An 18040-nucleotide genomic window follows, 5' to 3' on the forward strand; every position below is an offset into this window, starting at 1 on the left:
TGCTCGAAAACGCCGAATGTCCGGATCGCTCCGGACATTCGCATGCATTCGTGACGCCCGTCGGAAAGGTTCAGGTGCCCGAGCGGTTCTCGACCGGACGCTTGGGATCGGCGGTCCACTCGGCCATCGAGCCGTCATACATGGAGGTGTTCTTGTTGCCCAGCACCTCGCTCAGGCCGAACCAGGCCACGGAAGCCCAGTGGCCGGTGTTGCAGAAGGCGATGTTCTTCTCGTCCGCGCCGAGGCCCACGGCCTCCGACAGCGCCTTCACCGTCTCGGGACGGGCAAACAGGGCGTACTCCGCGCTGTAGAGGTCGCTGTGCTTGATGTTGACGGCGCCAGGGATCGTGCCTTCGGTGCGCACGACCGGGCTCTTCGACTTGCCTTCGAACTGCTCGGCCGGTCGGCCGTCGACCAGTTTCGTGCCTGCTTCGAGAGCGGCGGCGACCTCCTCGGTCGTTGCCAGGAGATCCTCCTGCAGATCGTATTCGAAGGTCACGGGCGTCGGCTTCGCCGGCTCCGCCGACCGCTTGCCGCCGGCCGCATCGTACTGGCGCCAGCCCCCGTCGAGGATGGAGACCTCGTCATGGCCGAGATACTTGAAGGTCCAGTACACGCGGGTCGCGCCGCCGAACTCGCTGGAGTCGGTGCCCCAGGGTACGATGACGACGTGATCGTCGGCATCGATGCCGAGGTCGCCGATGAGCTTGGAGATCTGCTCGACCGGCGGCAGCATCCCGGGAACCCCGTTGAGCTCCGTGCGCCAGCCTGCGGTGGCATAGGGCGCGACGACCGCGCCGTCGATATAGGGGGTCGTCCCGAGATCGGTCTCGGCGACCTTGTCACGGATGTCGAGGAGGACGACGTTCTCCTGGCCCGCATGGGCCTTCACCCACTCGGCATCCACCAGGGGGCGGACGTCGGAAGCGAAGGCGGCGGGCGCGGCGAGCACGCCGAGCGTGAGGGCCAGTGAAGCGAGGCGCATCTGTGGGTCTCCCGGTCTGTGATGGCGGACTTCGCGGTGAAGTCCCGTGACATCCTTCTATCGGAACGGCCGAGGCGGGTCAGGGCATGGCGGGCTTTCGAACCTGCGCCCGTTCGAATCCCGTTCCAAAATTGCCTCGAAATCAGGAATGGAAGTCCACCTGGGCGCTGCCTCGATCCGCGCGCGACAAAAAACGTTCGCGGCGTGGCCGTCTCCGGACAGGTGGCGGCTGGCGTGCGCGCACCTCCGGTTTCCCTTTCGGCGCCCGATGGTCTAAGGCGGGAGGACGCCAGTCAGGAACCGCAGCCATGGCCACTTCTCTCTTCGCCGAACTCGTCGCTCTCGTCGGCGGCGTCATGGTCAGGATACGCCATCGCGGCCAGGGCGTCCTCGCCCAGGCCTTCGGCGACAGACCGGCAATCCCCCCTGCCCGCCCCCAGGGCGCCATCCCGACGCTCAAGATGCCGACGGCGCGCGGCTGGGACGCCGGCCGCACACCGGTCGCCGCGCCGGGGTTGAAGGTCAACGCCTTCGCCGCCGGCCTCAAGCATCCCCGCTGGATCCATGTCCTGCCCAACGGCGACGTCCTGACCGCCGAGGCGCTGTCGGTGCCGGGCGGCATCAGCTCCGTCTTCGACTATGCCATGTCGGCCACGATGCGTCGCGCCGCCGCCCTCGGCGACAGCCCGAACCGCATCACGCTGCTGCGCGATGCCGACGGCGACGGCGTCGCCGAGACGCGGCACGTGCTGCTGGACGGCCTGAACCACCCCTTCGGCATGGCGATGCTCGACGGCACGCTCTATGTCGGCAACACCGACGGCTTGGTCGCCTTCCCCTATTCCGACGGCGACACCCGCATCGAGGCGCCCGGCCGCCGTCTCGCCTCCTACAAGCCGGCCGGCCACTGGACCCGCTCCATCCTTCCGTCCGCCGACGGCACGCGTCTCTATGTCGGCGTCGGCTCGCTCTCCAACATCGGCGACGAAGGCATGGAGGCGGAGGAAGGACGGGCCGCCATCTACGAATACGACATCGCCGCAGGGCGGCAGCGCGTCTTCGCCTCGGGGCTGCGCAATCCGGTCGGGCTCGCCTGGGAACCGTCGACGGGGGTCCTCTGGACCGTCGTCAACGAGCGCGACGGCCTCGGTGACGAGACGCCGCCTGACTACCTCACTTCGGTCGTCGACGGCGGCTTCTATGGCTGGCCGTACTGCTACTGGGATCGCATCGTCGACGACCGTGTGCCGCAGGACGCCGCGATGGTGGCCAGGGCGCTCACACCGGATTTCGCGCTCGGCGGTCATACGGCCTCGCTCGGCCTGTGCTGGATGCCGGCCGGCACGCTGCCCGGCTTCCCCGACGGCATGGTGATCGGCCAGCACGGCTCGTGGAACCGCTCGACGCTCTCGGGCTACCGCGTCATTTTCGTGCCGTTCGAGAACGGCAGGCCCTCCGGCCCCTCGCGCGACATCCTCTCGGGTTTCCTGTCGCCCGACGAGAAGTACTCCTACGGCAGGCCCGTCGGCGTCACCCTCGGGCCGGACGGATCGCTCCTCGTCGCCGACGACGTCGGCGACGTCCTGTGGCGCGTCACCGGCGCCTGACGGCGACCTTCCGCATCCGCGCGAGGCCGGCTTAGCGGCCGTCTGCGCCGCACCGGCGGCATCTGCCGACCCTCCGGCGGGACGAAAACCCGGACGTTCAAATAACGGCCGCGGCAGCCGCGCTGCCGCGGAATGCTGGCGTTCGCGCCTCGTCTGCGCCTGCATCGGCTCACCGCCGGTCGAACCCCGGAAGCACCCGACGCGCACAACTTCTCGTCGCCGCGGGCGTCGGCCTTCAAATTTGGGCGTTTACAAAAATAATATAGTATGATTTTTTCTCGCTCGGGCATAGGCCCGTGCAGTTTCCAGGGAGGACTCAAATGCTGTTCAAGATGGCCGGGATCGGCGCAGGCGCGCTGGTCTCTATCGCACTCATGTCGTCTGGCGCGCTTGCCCAGACGATCGGCTTCTCTCAGATCGGATCGGAGTCCGGCTGGCGGGCGGCCGAGACGACGGTGACGCGCCAGGAGGCGGAGAAGCGCGGCATCGACCTGAAGTTCGCCGACGCCCAGCAGAAGCAGGAGAACCAGATCAAGGCGGTGCGCTCCTTCATCGCCCAGGGCGTGGACGCCATCCTGCTGGCGCCGGTCGTCGCAACCGGCTGGGATTCGGTGCTCGAAGAAGCGAAGGAGGCCGAGATCCCCGTCGTGCTCCTCGACCGCATGGTCGATTCCTCGAAGGATCTCTATCTCACGGCGGTCGGCTCCGACCTCGTCCACGAGGGTGAGGTCGCCGGCAAATGGCTCGTCGACACGCTTGCGGGCAAGCCGTGCAACGTGGTCGAACTCCAGGGCACGACCGGCTCGTCCCCGGCGATCGACCGCAAGACCGGCTTCGAGAACGCCATCAAGGGTCACGACAACATCAAGATCGTCCGCAGCCAGACCGGTGACTTCACCCGCACCAAGGGCAAGGAAGTCATGGAGAGCTTCCTGAAGGCCGAAGGCGGCGGCGCCAACATCTGCGCGCTCTACGCCCACAACGACGACATGGCCGTCGGCGCGATTCAGGCGATCAAGGAAGCCGGCCTGAAGCCGGGAACCGACATCCTCGTCGTCTCCATCGACGCCGTTCCGGACATCTTCGTGGCCATGGCCGCCGGCGAGGCGAATGCCACCGTCGAACTGACGCCGAACATGGCCGGCCCCGCCTTCGACGCCCTTGCCGCCTTCATGAAGGACGGCACCATGCCGCCGAAGTTCATCCAGACCGAGTCCAAGCTCTACACCCAGGCGGACGATCCGAAGGGCGAGTACGAGCGCCGCAAGGATCTCGGCTACTGATCCTCCCGAGGCATCGGCGCCGCGCCCTGGAGCGCGGCGCCGATCACGATCGACCGGCCCGTTCCGATGCACGTCTTCGGGGCGGGTCCATCGGTATGCTATCAAGTCGAGGATGAACACAGTGGCCGAAAATCCACCGCTCCTTCGCGCGGAGGCGGTCTCCAAGGGGTTTCCAGGCACGATCGCGCTCGATGCCGTCGATTTCACGCTGCAGGCGGGCGAAGTCCATGCGCTGCTGGGCGAGAACGGCGCCGGCAAGTCGACCCTGATCAAGTGCCTGACCGGTGCCTATCGCCGCGACGGGGGCGACGTCCGGCTGGAAGGCCAGCTGATCCACCCCCGGGACCCGCTGGACGCGCAGGGTCTTGGCATCGGCACGGTCTATCAGGAGGTCAACCTCCTGCCCAACCTGACGGTCGCCGAGAACCTCTTCCTTGGACACCAGCCGCGGCGCTTCGGGCTCGTCAGCCAGGGCCGGCTCAAGCGCCAGGCGCGGGAGACCCTGGCCCACTACGGCCTCGACATCGACGTCTCGCGCAACCTCGACACCTATTCGGTCGCGGTCCAGCAGATCGTCGCGATCGCCAGGGCCGTCAGCCTTTCGGGCAAGGTTCTGATCCTCGACGAACCCACGGCCAGTCTCGACGCCAACGAGGTGCAGATGCTCTTCGAGGTCATCCGCTCCCTCAAGCGGCGCGGCCTCGGCATCGTCTTCATTTCGCACTTTCTCGATCAGGTCTTCGACATCTGCGACCGGATCACCGTCCTGCGCAACGGAAGGCTGGTCGGGACGCAGGCCGTCTCCCAGATCGACAGGATGAAGCTGGTCAACATGATGCTCGGCCGGGAGCTGGAGCAGGAGACGCGCGAGACCGGCCGCACCGACGCCCCCTCCGGCGGCGCTCATCTCTCCTTCGAAGGCTTCGGGCGGAGCGGCCGCGTCGCGCCGTTCGACCTGACGGTCCGCCGCGGCGAGGTCATCGGCATGGCCGGACTGCTGGGGTCGGGCCGCACCGAAACCGCCGAAACGATCTTCGGCGTGACGCCGCACGACAGCGGCAGCCTGCGCCGGGACGGCGAGCGGATCGACCTGAAGTCGCCGCGCGATGCCGTGGGCGCAGGGTTCGGCTTCAGTCCCGAGGACCGCAAGACAGACGGCATCATCGGCGATCTCAGCATCCGCGAGAACATCGTGCTCGCCCTCCAGGCGCGGGCCGGCTGGTCGCGGCCGATCCCGCCGCGGCGCCAGGCGGAGCTGGCCGACCAGTTCATCCGCCGCCTCGACATCCGGACGTCCGACGCGGAGAAACCGGTCGGGCTCCTGTCGGGCGGCAACCAGCAGAAGGTCATGCTGGCCCGCTGGCTGGCGACCAACCCGACCTTCCTCGTCCTCGACGAGCCCACCCGCGGCATCGACGTCGGCGCCCATGCCGAGATCATCCGGCTGATCGAGGATCTCTGTGCCCAGGGCATGTCGCTTCTCGTCATCTCGTCGGAGCTCGACGAACTGGTCGCCTACAGCCATCGGGTGATCGTCGTGCGGGACCGGCGCCACGTCGCCGAACTCGCCGGCGCCGAGATCACCACCGGCAACATCGTCAAGGCGATCGCATCGCACGACGCGGAGCAGCAGGCATGAACGGCGCGACGCGCTTTCTCCGCCGGATCGCGCCCCAGCTCGCCATCCTGGCCGGCATCCTGGTGCTGATCTCGGTCTTCTTTCCCGGCTTCTTCGACGTCCGGATCGCCAACGGGCGGCTTTACGGCAGCCCGATCGACATCCTCAACCGCGGTGCGCCGGTTGCCCTGCTGGCAATCGGGATGACGCTGGTCATGGCGACGCGCGGAATCGACCTGTCGGTCGGCGCCGTCATGGCGATCTGCGGGGCGACCGCGGCCTGGGGCAGCACGCAGGGCTACGGCCTGCCCGCCATTCTTGCCCTGTCGATTTCCGCCGGGCTCGTCTGCGGCCTGTGGAACGGCATCCTCGTCGCCGTCCTGCGCATCCAGCCGATCGTGGCCACCCTCATCCTCATGGTGGCCGGGCGCGGCATCGCCCAGCTCATCACCGAGGGCGCCATCCTCACCTTCAACCAGGAAAGCCTGATCTTCATCGGCTCCGGCTCTGTTCTCACCGTGCCGACCCCCGTGGTCATCTGGATGATCGCCGGGATGATCGTCACCCTGGTCGTCCGCCGGTCGGCGCTCGGCATGCTGATCGAGGCGATCGGCGTCAATCTGAGGGCCAGCACGCTGGCGGGGGTGAACTCGCGGGTTCTGCTGATCGCCGTCTACATGGCCTCCGGCCTCTGCGCGTCGCTTGCCGGCATCATCGCCGCGGCCGACATCCGCGGCGCCGACGCCAACAATGCCGGGCTCTGGCTGGAGCTCGACGCCATTCTCGCTGTCGTCATCGGCGGGACGTCGCTGCTGGGCGGCCGCTTCTCGATCGTGGCTTCGCTCATCGGCGCACTGATCATCCAGGCCATGAACACCGGCATCCTGTTGTCGGGGTTCCCGCCGGAATTCAACCTGGTCATCAAAGCCCTGATCGTGCTGACGATCCTGGTGCTGCAGTCGCCGGCCACGCGCACCGCGGCGTTCTTCTTCCGGCGCCGGCCCCGCACCGATACGAGCGAAACGCGCACGGTGACCCAATGAACGCCCGCATGCTCCCGCTGATCGCCACCGTGGTGATCTTCCTTGCCGCCTACGCGGTCTGCTACGTCCAGTTTCCGGCGATCCTGTCGACGCGCGTCGTGGGCAACCTGCTCACCGACAATGCCTTCCTCGGCATCGCGGCGGTCGGCATGACCTTCGTCATCCTGTCCGGCGGCATCGATCTGTCGATCGGCTCCGTCATCGCCTTCTCCGGCGTGTTCATCGCCGTGATGCTGCGCGACACGAGCCTGCACCCGGTCCCGGTCTTCGTCCTGCTGCTCGTCATCACCACGCTGTTCGGTGCCTGCATGGGCGCGGCGATCCACTTTCTGGAGATGCCGCCCTTCATCGTCACGCTCGCCGGCATGTTCCTGGCGCGCGGCATGGCCTACGTCATCTCGATCGACGCGGTGCCGATCGACCACGCGTTCTTCGACGTCCTGAAGAACGCCTACTGGCTCATGCCGGGCAAGGGCCGCCTGACCTTCATCGGCGGCCTCATGCTGCTGGTCTTTCTTGCCGGCATCGTGCTCGCCCACCGCACCCGGTTCGGAACCAACGTCTACGCGCTCGGCGGCGGGGCGGCCACGGCCTCGCTGATGGGCGTGCCGGTCGCCCGCACGACGATCGCCATCTACGCCCTGTCCGGGTTCCTCGCCGGCCTGTCGGGGATCGTCTTCGCCACCTACACCTCCGCCGGATACTCGCTCGCCACCGTGGGCGTGGAACTCGACGCGATCGCCGCCGTGGTCATCGGCGGGACGCTGCTCACCGGCGGCAGCGGCTTCGTGGCGGGCACGCTCGTCGGCGTGCTCATCATGGGTCTGATCCAGACCTACATCGTCTTCGACGGCACCCTGTCGAGCTGGTGGACGAAGATCGTCATCGGATTCTTGCTCTTTGCGTTCATTCTGCTGCAGAAGGGTCTCGTCCTGCTCTCCACCCGCGAACGCGGCACGGCAGACAGGCCCGGTTGAGGAACGTGATGCTCAAGACAGCCATCTCGGGAAACATCGTCCGGAACAGTCATTCGCATGTGGTGAACGAACTCGGCAAGGCGATCGTCGGCGGGCTCTACCCCACCGGCAGCCTGATGCCGGGGGACGCCGAACTGGCCGACCGCTTCGACGTTTCCCGGACTGTCCTGCGGGAGGCCATGAAGACGCTCACCGCCAAGGGCCTCGTCGTTCCGCGCGCACGGGTGGGCACGCGCGTCACCGAGCGCACGCGGTGGAACCTCTTCGATGCCGACGTGCTGACCTGGCACCTGGAGAGCGGCATCGACGGCCAGTTCATCACCCACCTCAGCGAAATCCGCCTTGCCTTCGAGCCCTACGCGGCCCGGCTTGCCGCCCGCCACGCCACCAGGAACGACATAGCCGCCATGACGGCGGCGACCGAGAGGATGCGCACGGCGACCTCGATGGAGAGCTTCGCGCTCGCCGATCTGGAGTTCCATCTGGCGATGCTGGCAGCCGCGAAGAACCCGTTCCTCTACTCCCTCGGCAACCTGATCGAGGCGGCGCTGGTCACGAGCTTCAAGCTCAGTTCGCCGTTCGGCGAACCGGAAAGACACCTGCGGACCGCCTTGCGGCACCGGCACATCGTCGACGCCATCGCGGCTGCCGACCCGGATGCCGCCGCCGCCGCGGTCGGCGCCGTCATCATCGACGGCAAGGAACGCGTCGCCCACCGGGTCTCCGCGCCGACCGCGTGACGCCGCCCTCTGCCGCAGCGCCCGCGCCGGACCCGCCCGGGCGCGAATGCCTCGCCGCAGCCGGCAGGGCCTTTAGCTATGCAGTGGCTTTGGTGTTGTGCCCGCCGCGCTGCGCCGATAAGGCTGCGCGACAAGATCAGCCTCACGAGCGGGATACGACGGGAAGATGAAGTCTGCCCATCCGGATAGCCGCAAGGTCGCCCTCGTTTCGGGGATCACCGGCCAGGACGGCGCCTATCTCGCCGACCTCCTGCTGGAGAAGGGCTACGTCGTTCACGGGATCAAGCGGCGCTCCTCGTCCTTCAACACCAGCCGCATCGAGCACATCTACCAGGATCCGCATGCGCAGGACCGCCGCTTCGTCCTGCACTATGGCGACATGACCGATTCGACGAACCTGATCAGGATCGTCCAGGAGAGCCAGCCGGACGAAATCTACAATCTGGCGGCGCAGAGCCACGTCATGGTGTCGTTCGAGACACCGGAATACACCGCCAATGCCGATGCTCTGGGCACGCTGCGCTTCCTGGAGGCCATCCGGATCCTCGGCATGGAGAAGAAGACCCGCTTCTACCAGGCCTCCACCTCGGAGCTCTACGGTCTCGTCCAGGAGGTGCCGCAGTCGGAGAAGACGCCGTTCTATCCCCGCAGCCCCTATGCGGCCGCCAAGCTCTACGCCTACTGGATCACGGTCAACTACCGCGAGGCCTACGGCATGCATGCTTCCAACGGCATCCTGTTCAACCACGAGAGCCCGCTGCGCGGCGAGACCTTCGTGACGCGCAAGATCACCCGTGCGGCTGCGGCCATCAGCCTCGGCAAGCAGGAGCGGCTTTATCTCGGCAATCTCGACGCCCGGCGCGACTGGGGTCATGCCCGGGAATACGTGCGCGGCATGTGGCTGATGATGCAGCAGGACGAGCCGGACGACTACGTGCTCGCCACCGGCGAGACGACGCAGGTCCGCACCTTCGTGCAATGGGCCTTCGAGGATGCAGGCATTCCGCTGGAATGGCGCGGGTCGGGCGTCGACGAGAAAGGCTACGATACGCTTTCGGGAAGATGCGTCGTGGAGGTCGATCCGCGCTATTTCCGGCCGACCGAGGTGGACCTCCTCGTCGGCGATCCCCGAAAGGCGCACGAGAAGCTCGGCTGGCGGCACGAGACCTCCGTCCGCGACCTGTGTCGCGAGATGGTGGAGGAGGATCTCAAGGTGATGCGGACCGAACCGGTGCTGAAGGACGCCTGACGCGATGTTCCCGCTCGCCGGAAAAAGGGTCTACGTCGCCGGTCACCGCGGCATGGTCGGCTCCGCCATCGCGCGGCGGCTTCGGTCGGAACACTGCACGATCCTGACGGCGACGCGCGCCGAACTCGACCTCGCCCGGCAGGACCATGTCGAGCGCTGGTTCGACGCCAACCGGCCCGACGCGGTCTTCCTCGCGGCCGCCAAGGTGGGCGGCATCCTGGCGAACGACCGGTACCCGGCGGACTTCATCTACGAGAACCTGATCCTCGAGGCGAACGTCATCCACGCCGCGCATCGGTCAGGTGTGGGCAAGCTGCTGTTTCTCGGCTCGTCCTGCATCTACCCCAAATTCGCCGAGCAGCCGATCGTCGAGGAGGCGCTGCTGACCGGTCCGCTCGAGCCCACCAACGAATGGTACGCGATCGCCAAGATCGCCGGAATCAAGCTCTGCCAGGCCTATCGGCGCCAGCATGGCCGCGACTTCATCTCCGCCATGCCGACCAACCTCTACGGCCCTGGCGACAATTACGACCTCTCCTCCAGCCATGTGATGCCGGCACTGATCCGCAAGGCGCACGAAGCCAAGGTCGGCGGAGCACCCGAAATCGTCGTCTGGGGGACGGGGACGCCGCGGCGCGAGTTCCTCCACGTCGACGACTGCGCCGACGCCTGCGTCCGCCTGATGACGTCCTACTCGGACGACGTCCACGTCAACGTCGGTTCGGGCGAGGACGTGACGATCCTCGACCTCACCCGGCTGGTCTGCAGGGTCGTGGGCTACGAGGGGCGCATCGTTCACGACCTGTCGAAGCCGGACGGCACCCCGCGCAAGCTGATGGCGGCCGGGCGGCTGCGCGCGCTCGGCTGGGCGCCATCCATCGGGCTCGAGGCTGGCGTCGCCATGGCCTACCGGGCCTTTCTGGCGGCCGGCGCCGGCAACCCGCACCCGGCGCCGGCCTAAAGCCCGCCACCTGTTCCGTCAGCCCACGTGCTTCCGAAGCGATCGCGGGTACGCCGCCGCGGCGGCGGAACCGTCACACGGGATCGGCCACCTTCGGCCGCTCGATCGGCGCATATAGGGTTTCGCCGTTGTGGCTGACCTCCAGCGTCTCGCTGCGCGATGGCGGCCTGAACAGCGGGATGCGATGGAAGTAGATTCCGTTCAGCATGGCGAAGGACACGGCGATCGCCATGGTCCGCATCGGATAGTCGATCGACGAGTGCAGGAGGACGAAGACGATCGACAGGAACGCCGCCCGCTGCAGCGGATCGAGCCGGTGGCGCATCCGCAGGAGAAACAGGACCAGGTACAGTGCCATCAGCGCCATCGCCACGACGCCGCCTTCGAAGGCGACTTCGAGGAAGTCGTTGTGGACGTGGTTGACGTAGGGCCGGAAGATCATCTCCGCGCGCTCGTTGGGGCCGTATCCGCTGAGGAAGTTCCCGTAGCCGACCCCCCAGACCCAGTTCTCCTTCAGTCCCTCCAGGGTGGTGCGCATGAATTCCATGCGGCCGAAGCCCGGATCCAGATCGCCGATGAACTTCGTCGTCGCGCCGAAGCTGTAGATGCCGAGACCCACGAACAGCGCCGCCGACGTCAGGGTGCCGACACGCGAGCGCCAGGCGAGGAAGAGGAAGGACAGGACGGTGATCGCCAGGCCGATCAGCACGCCGGCCCGCGAGCCGGCCGCCAGCAGGATCAGCAGGATGGCTGGAATGGACAGGCTCATGAGGATGCCGCGCCCGACGAAGAGCCCATAGTAGACGATGAGCGGGATGCTTGCGAAGAGGAGCGTGGAGAAGTGGTTGACGTTGGCGAACAGGCCCGCCTTGATCGTGTAGGGCAGCCAGCTCTGCAGGCTGGCATTCTCCGCCATCGAGAACTGCATGGCGCCGGCCAGCATGTTGCAGGCCACTCCGATGAAGAAGAACGGCAGCAGCCCTCTCACATGCTCGCCCTTGAGCTTCGTGACGGAGAGCGCGAACAGTATCGCTGCCAGGGCGAAGGCGACCGCCTCGAGCGTCCGCCCGACGCCGAGGCTGACGAACCGGAAGCCAGTGCCGTCGTCCGCCTGCATGAAGACGTCCGCGCGCATGCCGGCGAAGAGCCACGTCGGCAGCGGCACCACCTGCGCCAGCCCGGCGAGCGCCGTGGCGAGCAGGAAGAAGATCCCCACCGGAGAGGCCGGCAGGTTCGACGGGCCTGTGAACACGAAGGCAGCGGCCAGCACGATCGCCGCCTGCAGCAGCGAATCCGTGAACAGCCCGGGCCCTGCCCCGCCGCCGAAGACGAGGGACAGGAACAGGACGACGCCCAGTCCGATCTTCTGTCGCGCCTCGGATGTGGACATCAGCTTGCACTCTTGCGGATCTGCAGCCGCTGGACGACCACGCTGCCGAGGTAGCGATCCTTCCAGCTCTCGGCGATGACTGCGGTGTGGATGGATACGATCTGCAGCGGGCAGTCGAGCGCCGTGACTTCGAATGCCGCCGACACGGTTTCGTCGCGGTAGCTCCCCTCCGCGATCGAGAGGCGCGCGAATTCGCGGCTGGACGACAGGCAGCGCAGCGACCAGTAGAGCCCCTTCGGCAGCTTCGCATTGGCGGCGGTGAGGGTGGCGGAAAGATCATAAAGTCCCGGAGGCAGGGCCAGGACCTGGCTCGCCTGCATGTCCTTCACGGGCGTCCCGTTGAACTGGATGAGGAGCCCCGACTTGGCGCTCGCGAAGGACGGATGCGGCAGCCGCTCCACCGTATGCCCGGAACGGCTGCGGATCTGCCAGTCGAACGGCTTGTTGCTCGGCGTTCCCTGGAAGCCCGCATCGTGGACGTACCCGGCCAGCGCTGCCTCTTCGGCCGACTGCGTCGCCAGGAACAGGTTGTAGGCCTCCATCGGGCGTCCCTCGCGGATGAGGGCCTGGACGATCGTCGACAGTCCCCAGTCGCCGACCGGGGCGCCCTCCTTGTGCAGATCCGTCAGCAGCGAGGCACCTGCGGCCAGGCTGGGCGGGTCGGCGGCGATCTGGCGGAAGACCGCGGCGGCCCAGGGCGGCCCGACCAGAAGCCGGCGGCGCAGTTCCCGATAGCCCTCGGGCGTCGTCACGATGGCGGCGAAGATGCTGCCCAGATCCCTGATTTTCCACGGATGCCGGCGCAGCAGCACGTCGATGTTCTCGAGCGCGCCGACGACCTCTTCCGCCTCGATCGACCAGGCGATGGTCCGCTGCAGGGCGACGCTCTCCGTGCGCGAAAGCCGCAGGGCGCGCTCGAAGCCGTCCGCTGCGCCGCTTCGGTCTCCCTCGCGCAGCAGGATCTCCGCCTTCAGGCTCTGCAGTCGGGCATGGCCGGCGTTGAGCGCGATGGCCTTCTCGACGACCTCCTGCGCGCGGGAGACGTCGGCGCCCGCCTCCTGTCCGTCGAGCAGCCGCTCGACGAGGGTCGTCGTGGCGTCGACGTTGAGGGGAAAGAGGGCGATCGCGAAGCCCGGGTCGGTCTCCTCAACGAGCCTGCTTGATGCGTGCAAGGAAAGCATCAAGACGGCCGCGGACGCCGCGAGCCATATCGCCAAACGTCGGATCCTGACCAACGTCTTCCTCCTCAACACGCCCCGCGGTGCCGGCAAGCCTGGGGGTCTCGGCCCCGTATGAATAGTAGTCGCTGTTGATGTACCTATACGCGTAGTTGTAGTCGAGTCGGCTCACCGCGAATTTTGACAGCGTCGTTCCGACGACGTTGGCGCCGGCCGCGCGCAGCCGCTTCAGGGCATTGATGGCCGACTTGCGCGGGACCTGGTTGGCGGAGACGACCAGCAGCGACCCGTCCGCGAGCCGGCTCAGGATCGGCGCGTCCGAAAGGCCGACGATCGGCGGAGCGTCGATGATCACGAGATCGTAACGCTTGGCGAACCCGCTCAGCGCGGCGGCCATGCGCGACGAGGAAAGCAGGTCCGCCGGATTGGGCGGGATCGTCCCGGAGGTCAGGATCGTCACGTTGGGATAGCGTGTCGGGCGCAGGAGCTTCGGATAGTCCTCCCGGCGGATCGTGTTGGTGAGCAGGTTGCTCAGACCCAGCGTGTTGTCTAGCCCGAACAGGCGGTGCAGGTTCGGCTTGCGCATGTCCGCGTCCACCAGCAGCACGCTGGTGTTGAGCGAGGCGAAATCCTGCGCCAGCTTGAAGGCGGTCGTCGACTTGCCTTCCGAGGGTTCCGAACTCGTCACGAGCAGGGTCCGCGGCATGCCCTCCGTACCGGAGAACTGGAGCGCGGTGCGGAGCGACCTGTAGGCCTCCGACAGACCCGACCGCTGGTCGTTCAGCGCCGCCGCGATCTCCTTCTCGTCCACCGACGGCAGGATGCCGAGCACGGGGAGCTCGAGTTCCTTCTCCACCTGCTCCGGGTTCGAGAAGGTGTTGTTGAGCAGTTCGAGGATGTAGATCAGCACCGCGCCGAAGACCGCGAAGAGCGCCAGGGCGAGCGCGACGTTGACCGTCATCCGCGGCGAATAGGGTCCGCCCGGCAGGACGGCCAGGTCGACGACCGCCGCGTTCTGGGTCTTCAGGTCGGCGCCCACGCCGATGTCGTTGAGCTTGTCGATCAGGCTCTCGTACTGCGACCGGTAGGATTCCACGTCACGCTTCAGGATCGTGTACTGGATGTTCTTGTCCTGATAGTCGGCCTGCTGCGCTTCGAGTTCGGAGAGCTTGGACCGGAGGTCCGCGACCTTCGTCTGCGTCTCCTCGTGCTTCAGCCGGATGGAATCGGTGATCACCGCGATTCCGTTCTCCGCCTGCTTGCGCAGTTCCTGGATCTGCGACTCCAGCTGCTTCATCTCCGGGAAGCCCGGTTTGAACAGGGACAGCTTCTGCTGGTATTCGGCGCTGAGCTCGGCGATGCGGCTGCGGATCCGCGCCAGGCCTTCGCTCGCCAGCACCTGTTCCAGCCCGTCCCCGCGGCCCGCCTCGATCTGCTGCACCAGGCGGCCATATTCGAGGTTCTCCTCGATCGCCTTGGCGAGCGAGGTGTTGATGGCGGTCATGTTGGCGGCGATCAGGGAGTTCTCGTCGCCGGTCACCGTGATTCCGGCTTCCTTGGCGTAGTCGACGAGCGCCTTCTCCGACTGCTGCAGCCGCTCCTTCACCTGCACGACCTGTTCCTGGATGAACTGGCGGGCCAGGCCCGACGTCTCGCTGGTCTGGTCGACGCGCTGGTCGATGAAGCTCTGCGCGATCTGGTTGGCCACGCTCTGGGCATAGGCCGGCTGCTGGTCGCTGAAGCTGACCTTGAGCAGGCTGGTGTTGGTCACGAGATCGACCGACAGGTTCTGCATGACCCGGCCGATGGCGATCGCCTCGCGCTCTTCGGGCGTATAGCGATCGATGTCGGTCGTCCGGTCGATGCCGAAGGCCCGGGAGAACAGGTTGAACGGCGAGAAGTCCGGCTTCGGGAAGAGGAAATCCTCCCGCTCGGTCAGGCCGAGCTCGTAGACCGTGCGCTGCGCCAGTGCCCGGCTCTTCAGCTTCTCGCGCGCAGTCAGGAACGACCGCACGTCGGTGGCCTCCGACACGACCTCGATGTCCTGGAACACCTTGGCTGACGGGACCAGAACCTCGAGCTGCGCCGTCGCCCTGTAGCGCGGCGTCTGCATCATCGTGAACACCGCGCCCGAAACGAGGCCGACCGCGAGCAGGAACGCGATCAGCCAGCGATACCGGATGACGTAGAGGAGCAGCGTGAGCGGGTTGAACGTCTCGGGCTCCGGCTCGGGCTCCCGATACCCGTAGGCCGCGTAGCGATGCGGCCCGTCATACAGGAATTCCGACGGCGGCGAGAAGGCCGCTCCTTGTCCGCCGGGTTGAATCTGTCGGTTCATCTCAAGCCACTCTTCGCAGCCGCCCGATCACGGAATCACCGCGAGCCTCGATGCGCTGGTTGCGATACCCAGCGCTTCCTTCAGATTCTGCATAGCGACTTTGGTTTGCGAAGTGAACACGATGATGACGTCGCCGCCGTAAATACGCGGATTGGCCCGCCGTCCCGACCGGATTTCGGCGACGTCGAAATTCGCCACCAGCTTCTGGCCGCCGATGTCGCGGTAGACGTAGACCTTCGACTGGTCGGCGATCTGGCGGAAGCCGCCGGCGAGCGCGATCGTCTCCAGCAGCGTCGAACTGGTGGAGACCGGATAGACGCCGGCTTTCGTCACCTCACCGTCGATGGTCACGCGCTGACCGAAGGATTCCTTCAGGAAGATGGTCACGTCGGGGTTCTGCAGATAGTTCTTGCCGTAGGCGGCCTCGATCTCCTGTTCGAGGGCCCGCACGCTCTTGCCGGCCGCCTCCACCTGCCCGATCAGCGGCAGGTTCACCCGCCCCGCTGCATCGATCTGAACGGTCCGGTCGAGCGAATCGGCCTGGAAGACGTCAATCTCCAGGACGTCGTTTGGAGCCAGCGGCTGCTCCTGTCCGTTCTGGGTGTTGGCCGGAGGCGGCAGGTCGCGCACGACCCTGAGCCCGCCTGATCCGGCGCCTGCTTCGCCCTGAAGCGCCAGCACCTCCTGCGAGGAGGCGTCGGCCGCGGAGGTCGGGGTGTCGGTCGTCGAGCAGCCCGACGCCACCGCCACGGCGATCACCGCCGCCGCCCGCCCGTACCGTCGAAGATCAAGTCTGGTCGCGTGCATCAGCTGTCCGTCCGTCGGAGAAGTCTGGCGATGAAACTGCGTTTCTCCGGTTCGGCAGGCACGGCCTCGCGGAACCGGCCCACGGCCTGGATCGACGTGTTCGTCAGCACCGCGCCCGGCCGGGACTCGACCATGGCGCGGGCCTCGCTTTCCCCGACGCGCAGCGCGATGGCATCGCGGGCGCGGGTCAGCACCGGGCGGCGCCGTCCGGTACCGTGCGCATCGGACGCCACGATATCCACCCGGCCCTCGTCCAGCAGTTTCTCCGAATAGTACAATGGCACCTTCCCGAAATCGCCCAGCACCGAACCGGCCGTGATCTGCATCAGACAGCCCATCCGGTTCAACCCCTGGATGACGCCATACGAAGTCCGGATCCACTGCAACCTTTCCGGATGCGTGATTATCGGAACGAAGCCGGCACCAATAAGGCGTTCGGCGAACTCCTCCAGACGCGGCGTCAGGATCGTGTGCGAGGGCTCGAGGAGGAAGTAGCGGGAGCCGTTCAGGGTCGGAACGGTCCCGGCCTTCAGCTTTTCCACCAGATCAGGCGCCACGTGCACGTCGGCGCCGGTGACGATCTCCAGCGGGATCCCCGCCGCTGCCAGCGCCGTCCGCAGGCCATCGACCGCCTTCCTTATGCCGGACCCGCTGTTCTCGTACATGCCGGGCAGGATGTGCGGCGTGCAGGCCATGCACGTGATGCCGTCGGCGACCGCCATCCGCGCCATCTCCAGCGAAGTGGCGATGTCCGGAGAACCGTCGTCGACGCCCGGAAGAATGTGCGAATGGATGTCGATCACCGATAAATCGGCGCCATCAGCCTCACAACGACCCGCCGCTCACGGAACGATCCATCGGGATCCTGGCACCGAATGACGACTGCACTGGGGTAGACTGAGAGCTGGCCGCCCTCGCTACTGCTGGCTGACGGAGATCGTTTCTTTATCCTGGCTCAGCACGATGACGCCACCGACCAGAAGCGCCGTTCCGACCCCAACACCGACGACGGCGCCCGTCGTGACGCCACCGGCCGCAGCCGCCTCCGTGCGCACCGCCGCGCAGATGTTGCCGTTCGCCTGCGAGACGAGGGTCATCGACTGGTTCTCCACCAGATTGATCGTGCACCCTGTGCCGAGTTCCAGCGTCGTGGAACCATCCCCACCAGTCATGATCGTGGCACCCTTTTGGAGGGCCGACTGGTTCTGGACCGGAGAGAAACCGGCCTGCTGCGATATCCGCACCGTGCCCTTGACCGCCGTCACCCTGCCGATGATGTTCGCGGTCGACGTAACGACGCAGGCGCATTCCTGCGCGAAGGCCGCCCCGGCTGCGAGGGTCATCCCCGCGGCCACCCCCGCCGCGCAAATCATAGATGTGATCCGCATCACTTCCCTCTGTCTCCTGAAGCATTACACTGTATGCGACCGCTATCACACACCCCTGACGGGTTCAACGGCCAATGGATCAGACCGAGGTCGATGCGGATCAATGTTTGTAACACCGGCGGCTTGCGCAACAGTAGTCGGCAAGCAATCGCCCCTCGTCGAAGTCCAGTCGTCCGATCTTGTGCCAGAGTTGTGGCTTGCCACTCAGGGGGATGCCCTTGAGGCAGATTGTAACACAACTGGCGCAATGCCGACCGGCGGAGAAAGCCGCGCAGGAAAGACGCACCGGAACAACAAAAGTTAGAGGTTGGACGCGCGACAGGAGCTTGAGAGGGTGGTCGTCGATCTGCCGAAGTGGAAATATGGAAGAGCAGGCACCGGATCGCAACTTCCGTAATACGCCGCAAGATAACGAAAGCGCGACATTTCACCGCGCAGGATCGATATCTGGTTGTGTCGACTTCATGCCGCCGCAA

At 66.5% G+C, this 18040-nt stretch carries 15 protein-coding genes; 8 read left to right on the forward strand and 7 right to left on the reverse strand.

Annotated features, from left to right (window positions below; genetic code table 11):
• Nucleotides 1-70: 70 nt before the first annotated feature.
• Nucleotides 71-985, reverse strand: coding sequence for a sulfurtransferase (locus IAI54_RS13030; protein ID WP_187972740.1), 915 nt, complete (start codon nt 983-985; stop codon nt 71-73).
• Between the two features lie 308 nt (nt 986-1293).
• On the opposite strand from IAI54_RS13030, the gene IAI54_RS13035 reads away from it, so the two are divergent.
• The 8 genes from IAI54_RS13035 (at nt 1294) to fcl (ending at nt 10463) form a co-directional block, all read left to right on the forward strand.
• On the forward strand, nt 1294-2592 hold the full coding sequence (locus tag IAI54_RS13035; RefSeq protein WP_187972741.1) for a PQQ-dependent sugar dehydrogenase: 1299 nt from the start codon (nt 1294-1296) through the stop codon (nt 2590-2592).
• 374 nt (nt 2593-2966) lie between these two features.
• A complete protein-coding gene (ytfQ, locus tag IAI54_RS13040; protein WP_235679405.1) occupies nt 2967-3875 on the forward strand; it encodes a galactofuranose ABC transporter, galactofuranose-binding protein YtfQ in 909 nt (302 codons plus the stop codon).
• 112 nt (nt 3876-3987) lie between these two features.
• Nucleotides 3988-5514, forward strand: a complete 1527-nt coding sequence (gene ytfR, locus IAI54_RS13045) for a galactofuranose ABC transporter, ATP-binding protein YtfR (RefSeq protein WP_187972742.1) — start codon at nt 3988-3990, stop codon at nt 5512-5514.
• Entirely contained in the window at nt 5511-6536 is a 1026-nt protein-coding gene (locus IAI54_RS13050; protein WP_187972743.1) for an ABC transporter permease, read from the forward strand. Before ytfR ends, IAI54_RS13050 begins: the two co-directional genes overlap by 4 nt.
• The gene (gene yjfF / locus IAI54_RS13055) at nt 6533-7513 is read left to right on the forward strand and encodes a galactofuranose ABC transporter, permease protein YjfF (protein ID WP_187972744.1); all 981 of its coding nucleotides are present in this window, start codon (nt 6533-6535) and stop codon (nt 7511-7513) included. Before IAI54_RS13050 ends, yjfF begins: the two co-directional genes overlap by 4 nt.
• A gap of 8 nt (nt 7514-7521) precedes the next feature.
• Nucleotides 7522-8253, forward strand: a complete 732-nt coding sequence (locus IAI54_RS13060) for a FadR/GntR family transcriptional regulator (RefSeq protein ID WP_187972745.1) — start codon at nt 7522-7524, stop codon at nt 8251-8253.
• Nucleotides 8254-8419: 166 nt separating this feature from the next.
• Nucleotides 8420-9502, forward strand: coding sequence for a GDP-mannose 4,6-dehydratase (gmd, locus tag IAI54_RS13065; protein ID WP_187972746.1), 1083 nt, complete (start codon nt 8420-8422; stop codon nt 9500-9502).
• A gap of 4 nt (nt 9503-9506) precedes the next feature.
• The gene (fcl, locus tag IAI54_RS13070) at nt 9507-10463 is read left to right on the forward strand and encodes a GDP-L-fucose synthase (RefSeq protein ID WP_187972747.1); all 957 of its coding nucleotides are present in this window, start codon (nt 9507-9509) and stop codon (nt 10461-10463) included.
• Between the two features lie 73 nt (nt 10464-10536).
• Here the strand turns inward: fcl and IAI54_RS13075 are convergent, their stop codons facing one another.
• The 6 genes from IAI54_RS13075 to IAI54_RS13100 form a co-directional block, all read right to left on the reverse strand.
• Nucleotides 10537-11853 (reverse strand): O-antigen ligase family protein, encoded by a 1317-nt coding sequence (locus IAI54_RS13075; RefSeq protein WP_187972748.1) that lies wholly within the window; start codon nt 11851-11853, stop codon nt 10537-10539.
• Complete coding sequence (locus tag IAI54_RS13080) at nt 11853-13025, reverse strand: tetratricopeptide repeat protein (RefSeq protein WP_187972749.1); 1173 nt, start codon at nt 13023-13025, stop codon at nt 11853-11855. The genes IAI54_RS13075 and IAI54_RS13080 overlap by 1 nt, the downstream gene beginning before the upstream one ends.
• A complete protein-coding gene (locus IAI54_RS13085) occupies nt 13000-15369 on the reverse strand; it encodes a GumC family protein (protein ID WP_187972750.1) in 2370 nt (789 codons plus the stop codon). The genes IAI54_RS13080 and IAI54_RS13085 overlap by 26 nt, the downstream gene beginning before the upstream one ends.
• 27 nt (nt 15370-15396) lie before the next feature.
• On the reverse strand, nt 15397-16176 hold the full coding sequence (locus IAI54_RS13090; RefSeq protein ID WP_187972751.1) for a polysaccharide biosynthesis/export family protein: 780 nt from the start codon (nt 16174-16176) through the stop codon (nt 15397-15399).
• The gene (locus IAI54_RS13095) at nt 16176-16979 is read right to left on the reverse strand and encodes a tyrosine-protein phosphatase (RefSeq protein ID WP_235679351.1); all 804 of its coding nucleotides are present in this window, start codon (nt 16977-16979) and stop codon (nt 16176-16178) included. The genes IAI54_RS13090 and IAI54_RS13095 overlap by 1 nt, the downstream gene beginning before the upstream one ends.
• Nucleotides 16980-17093: 114 nt before the next feature.
• Nucleotides 17094-17519 carry a FecR family protein gene (locus tag IAI54_RS13100; protein WP_187972753.1) on the reverse strand — a complete coding sequence of 142 codons (426 nt, stop codon included), beginning with the start codon at nt 17517-17519 and terminating at the stop codon, nt 17094-17096.
• Between the last annotated feature and the right edge of the window lie 521 nt (nt 17520-18040).

It is taken from the genome of Aquibium microcysteis (genome assembly GCF_014495845.1).
Taxonomy (GTDB): domain Bacteria; phylum Pseudomonadota; class Alphaproteobacteria; order Rhizobiales; family Rhizobiaceae; genus Aquibium; species Aquibium microcysteis.

What these genes read in the sequence shown, in the direction of transcription:
- IAI54_RS13060 (WP_187972745.1), top strand. Translation starts at nt 7,522, where the DNA reads ATGCTCAAGACAGCCATCTCGGGAAACATCGTCCGGAACAGTCATTCG.
- IAI54_RS13090 (WP_187972751.1), bottom strand. Translation starts at nt 16,176, where the DNA reads ATGCACGCGACCAGACTTGATCTTCGACGGTACGGGCGGGCGGCGGCG.
- ytfQ (WP_235679405.1), top strand. Translation starts at nt 2,967, where the DNA reads ATGTCGTCTGGCGCGCTTGCCCAGACGATCGGCTTCTCTCAGATCGGA.
- IAI54_RS13075 (WP_187972748.1), bottom strand. Translation starts at nt 11,853, where the DNA reads ATGTCCACATCCGAGGCGCGACAGAAGATCGGACTGGGCGTCGTCCTG.
- yjfF (WP_187972744.1), top strand. Translation starts at nt 6,533, where the DNA reads ATGAACGCCCGCATGCTCCCGCTGATCGCCACCGTGGTGATCTTCCTT.
- IAI54_RS13100 (WP_187972753.1), bottom strand. Translation starts at nt 17,519, where the DNA reads ATGACCCTCGCAGCCGGGGCGGCCTTCGCGCAGGAATGCGCCTGCGTC.
- IAI54_RS13035 (WP_187972741.1), top strand. Translation starts at nt 1,294, where the DNA reads ATGGCCACTTCTCTCTTCGCCGAACTCGTCGCTCTCGTCGGCGGCGTC.
- IAI54_RS13050 (WP_187972743.1), top strand. Translation starts at nt 5,511, where the DNA reads ATGAACGGCGCGACGCGCTTTCTCCGCCGGATCGCGCCCCAGCTCGCC.
- IAI54_RS13030 (WP_187972740.1), bottom strand. Translation starts at nt 985, where the DNA reads ATGCGCCTCGCTTCACTGGCCCTCACGCTCGGCGTGCTCGCCGCGCCC.
- ytfR (WP_187972742.1), top strand. Translation starts at nt 3,988, where the DNA reads ATGAACACAGTGGCCGAAAATCCACCGCTCCTTCGCGCGGAGGCGGTC.
- gmd (WP_187972746.1), top strand. Translation starts at nt 8,420, where the DNA reads ATGAAGTCTGCCCATCCGGATAGCCGCAAGGTCGCCCTCGTTTCGGGG.
- fcl (WP_187972747.1), top strand. Translation starts at nt 9,507, where the DNA reads ATGTTCCCGCTCGCCGGAAAAAGGGTCTACGTCGCCGGTCACCGCGGC.
- IAI54_RS13085 (WP_187972750.1), bottom strand. Translation starts at nt 15,369, where the DNA reads ATGAACCGACAGATTCAACCCGGCGGACAAGGAGCGGCCTTCTCGCCG.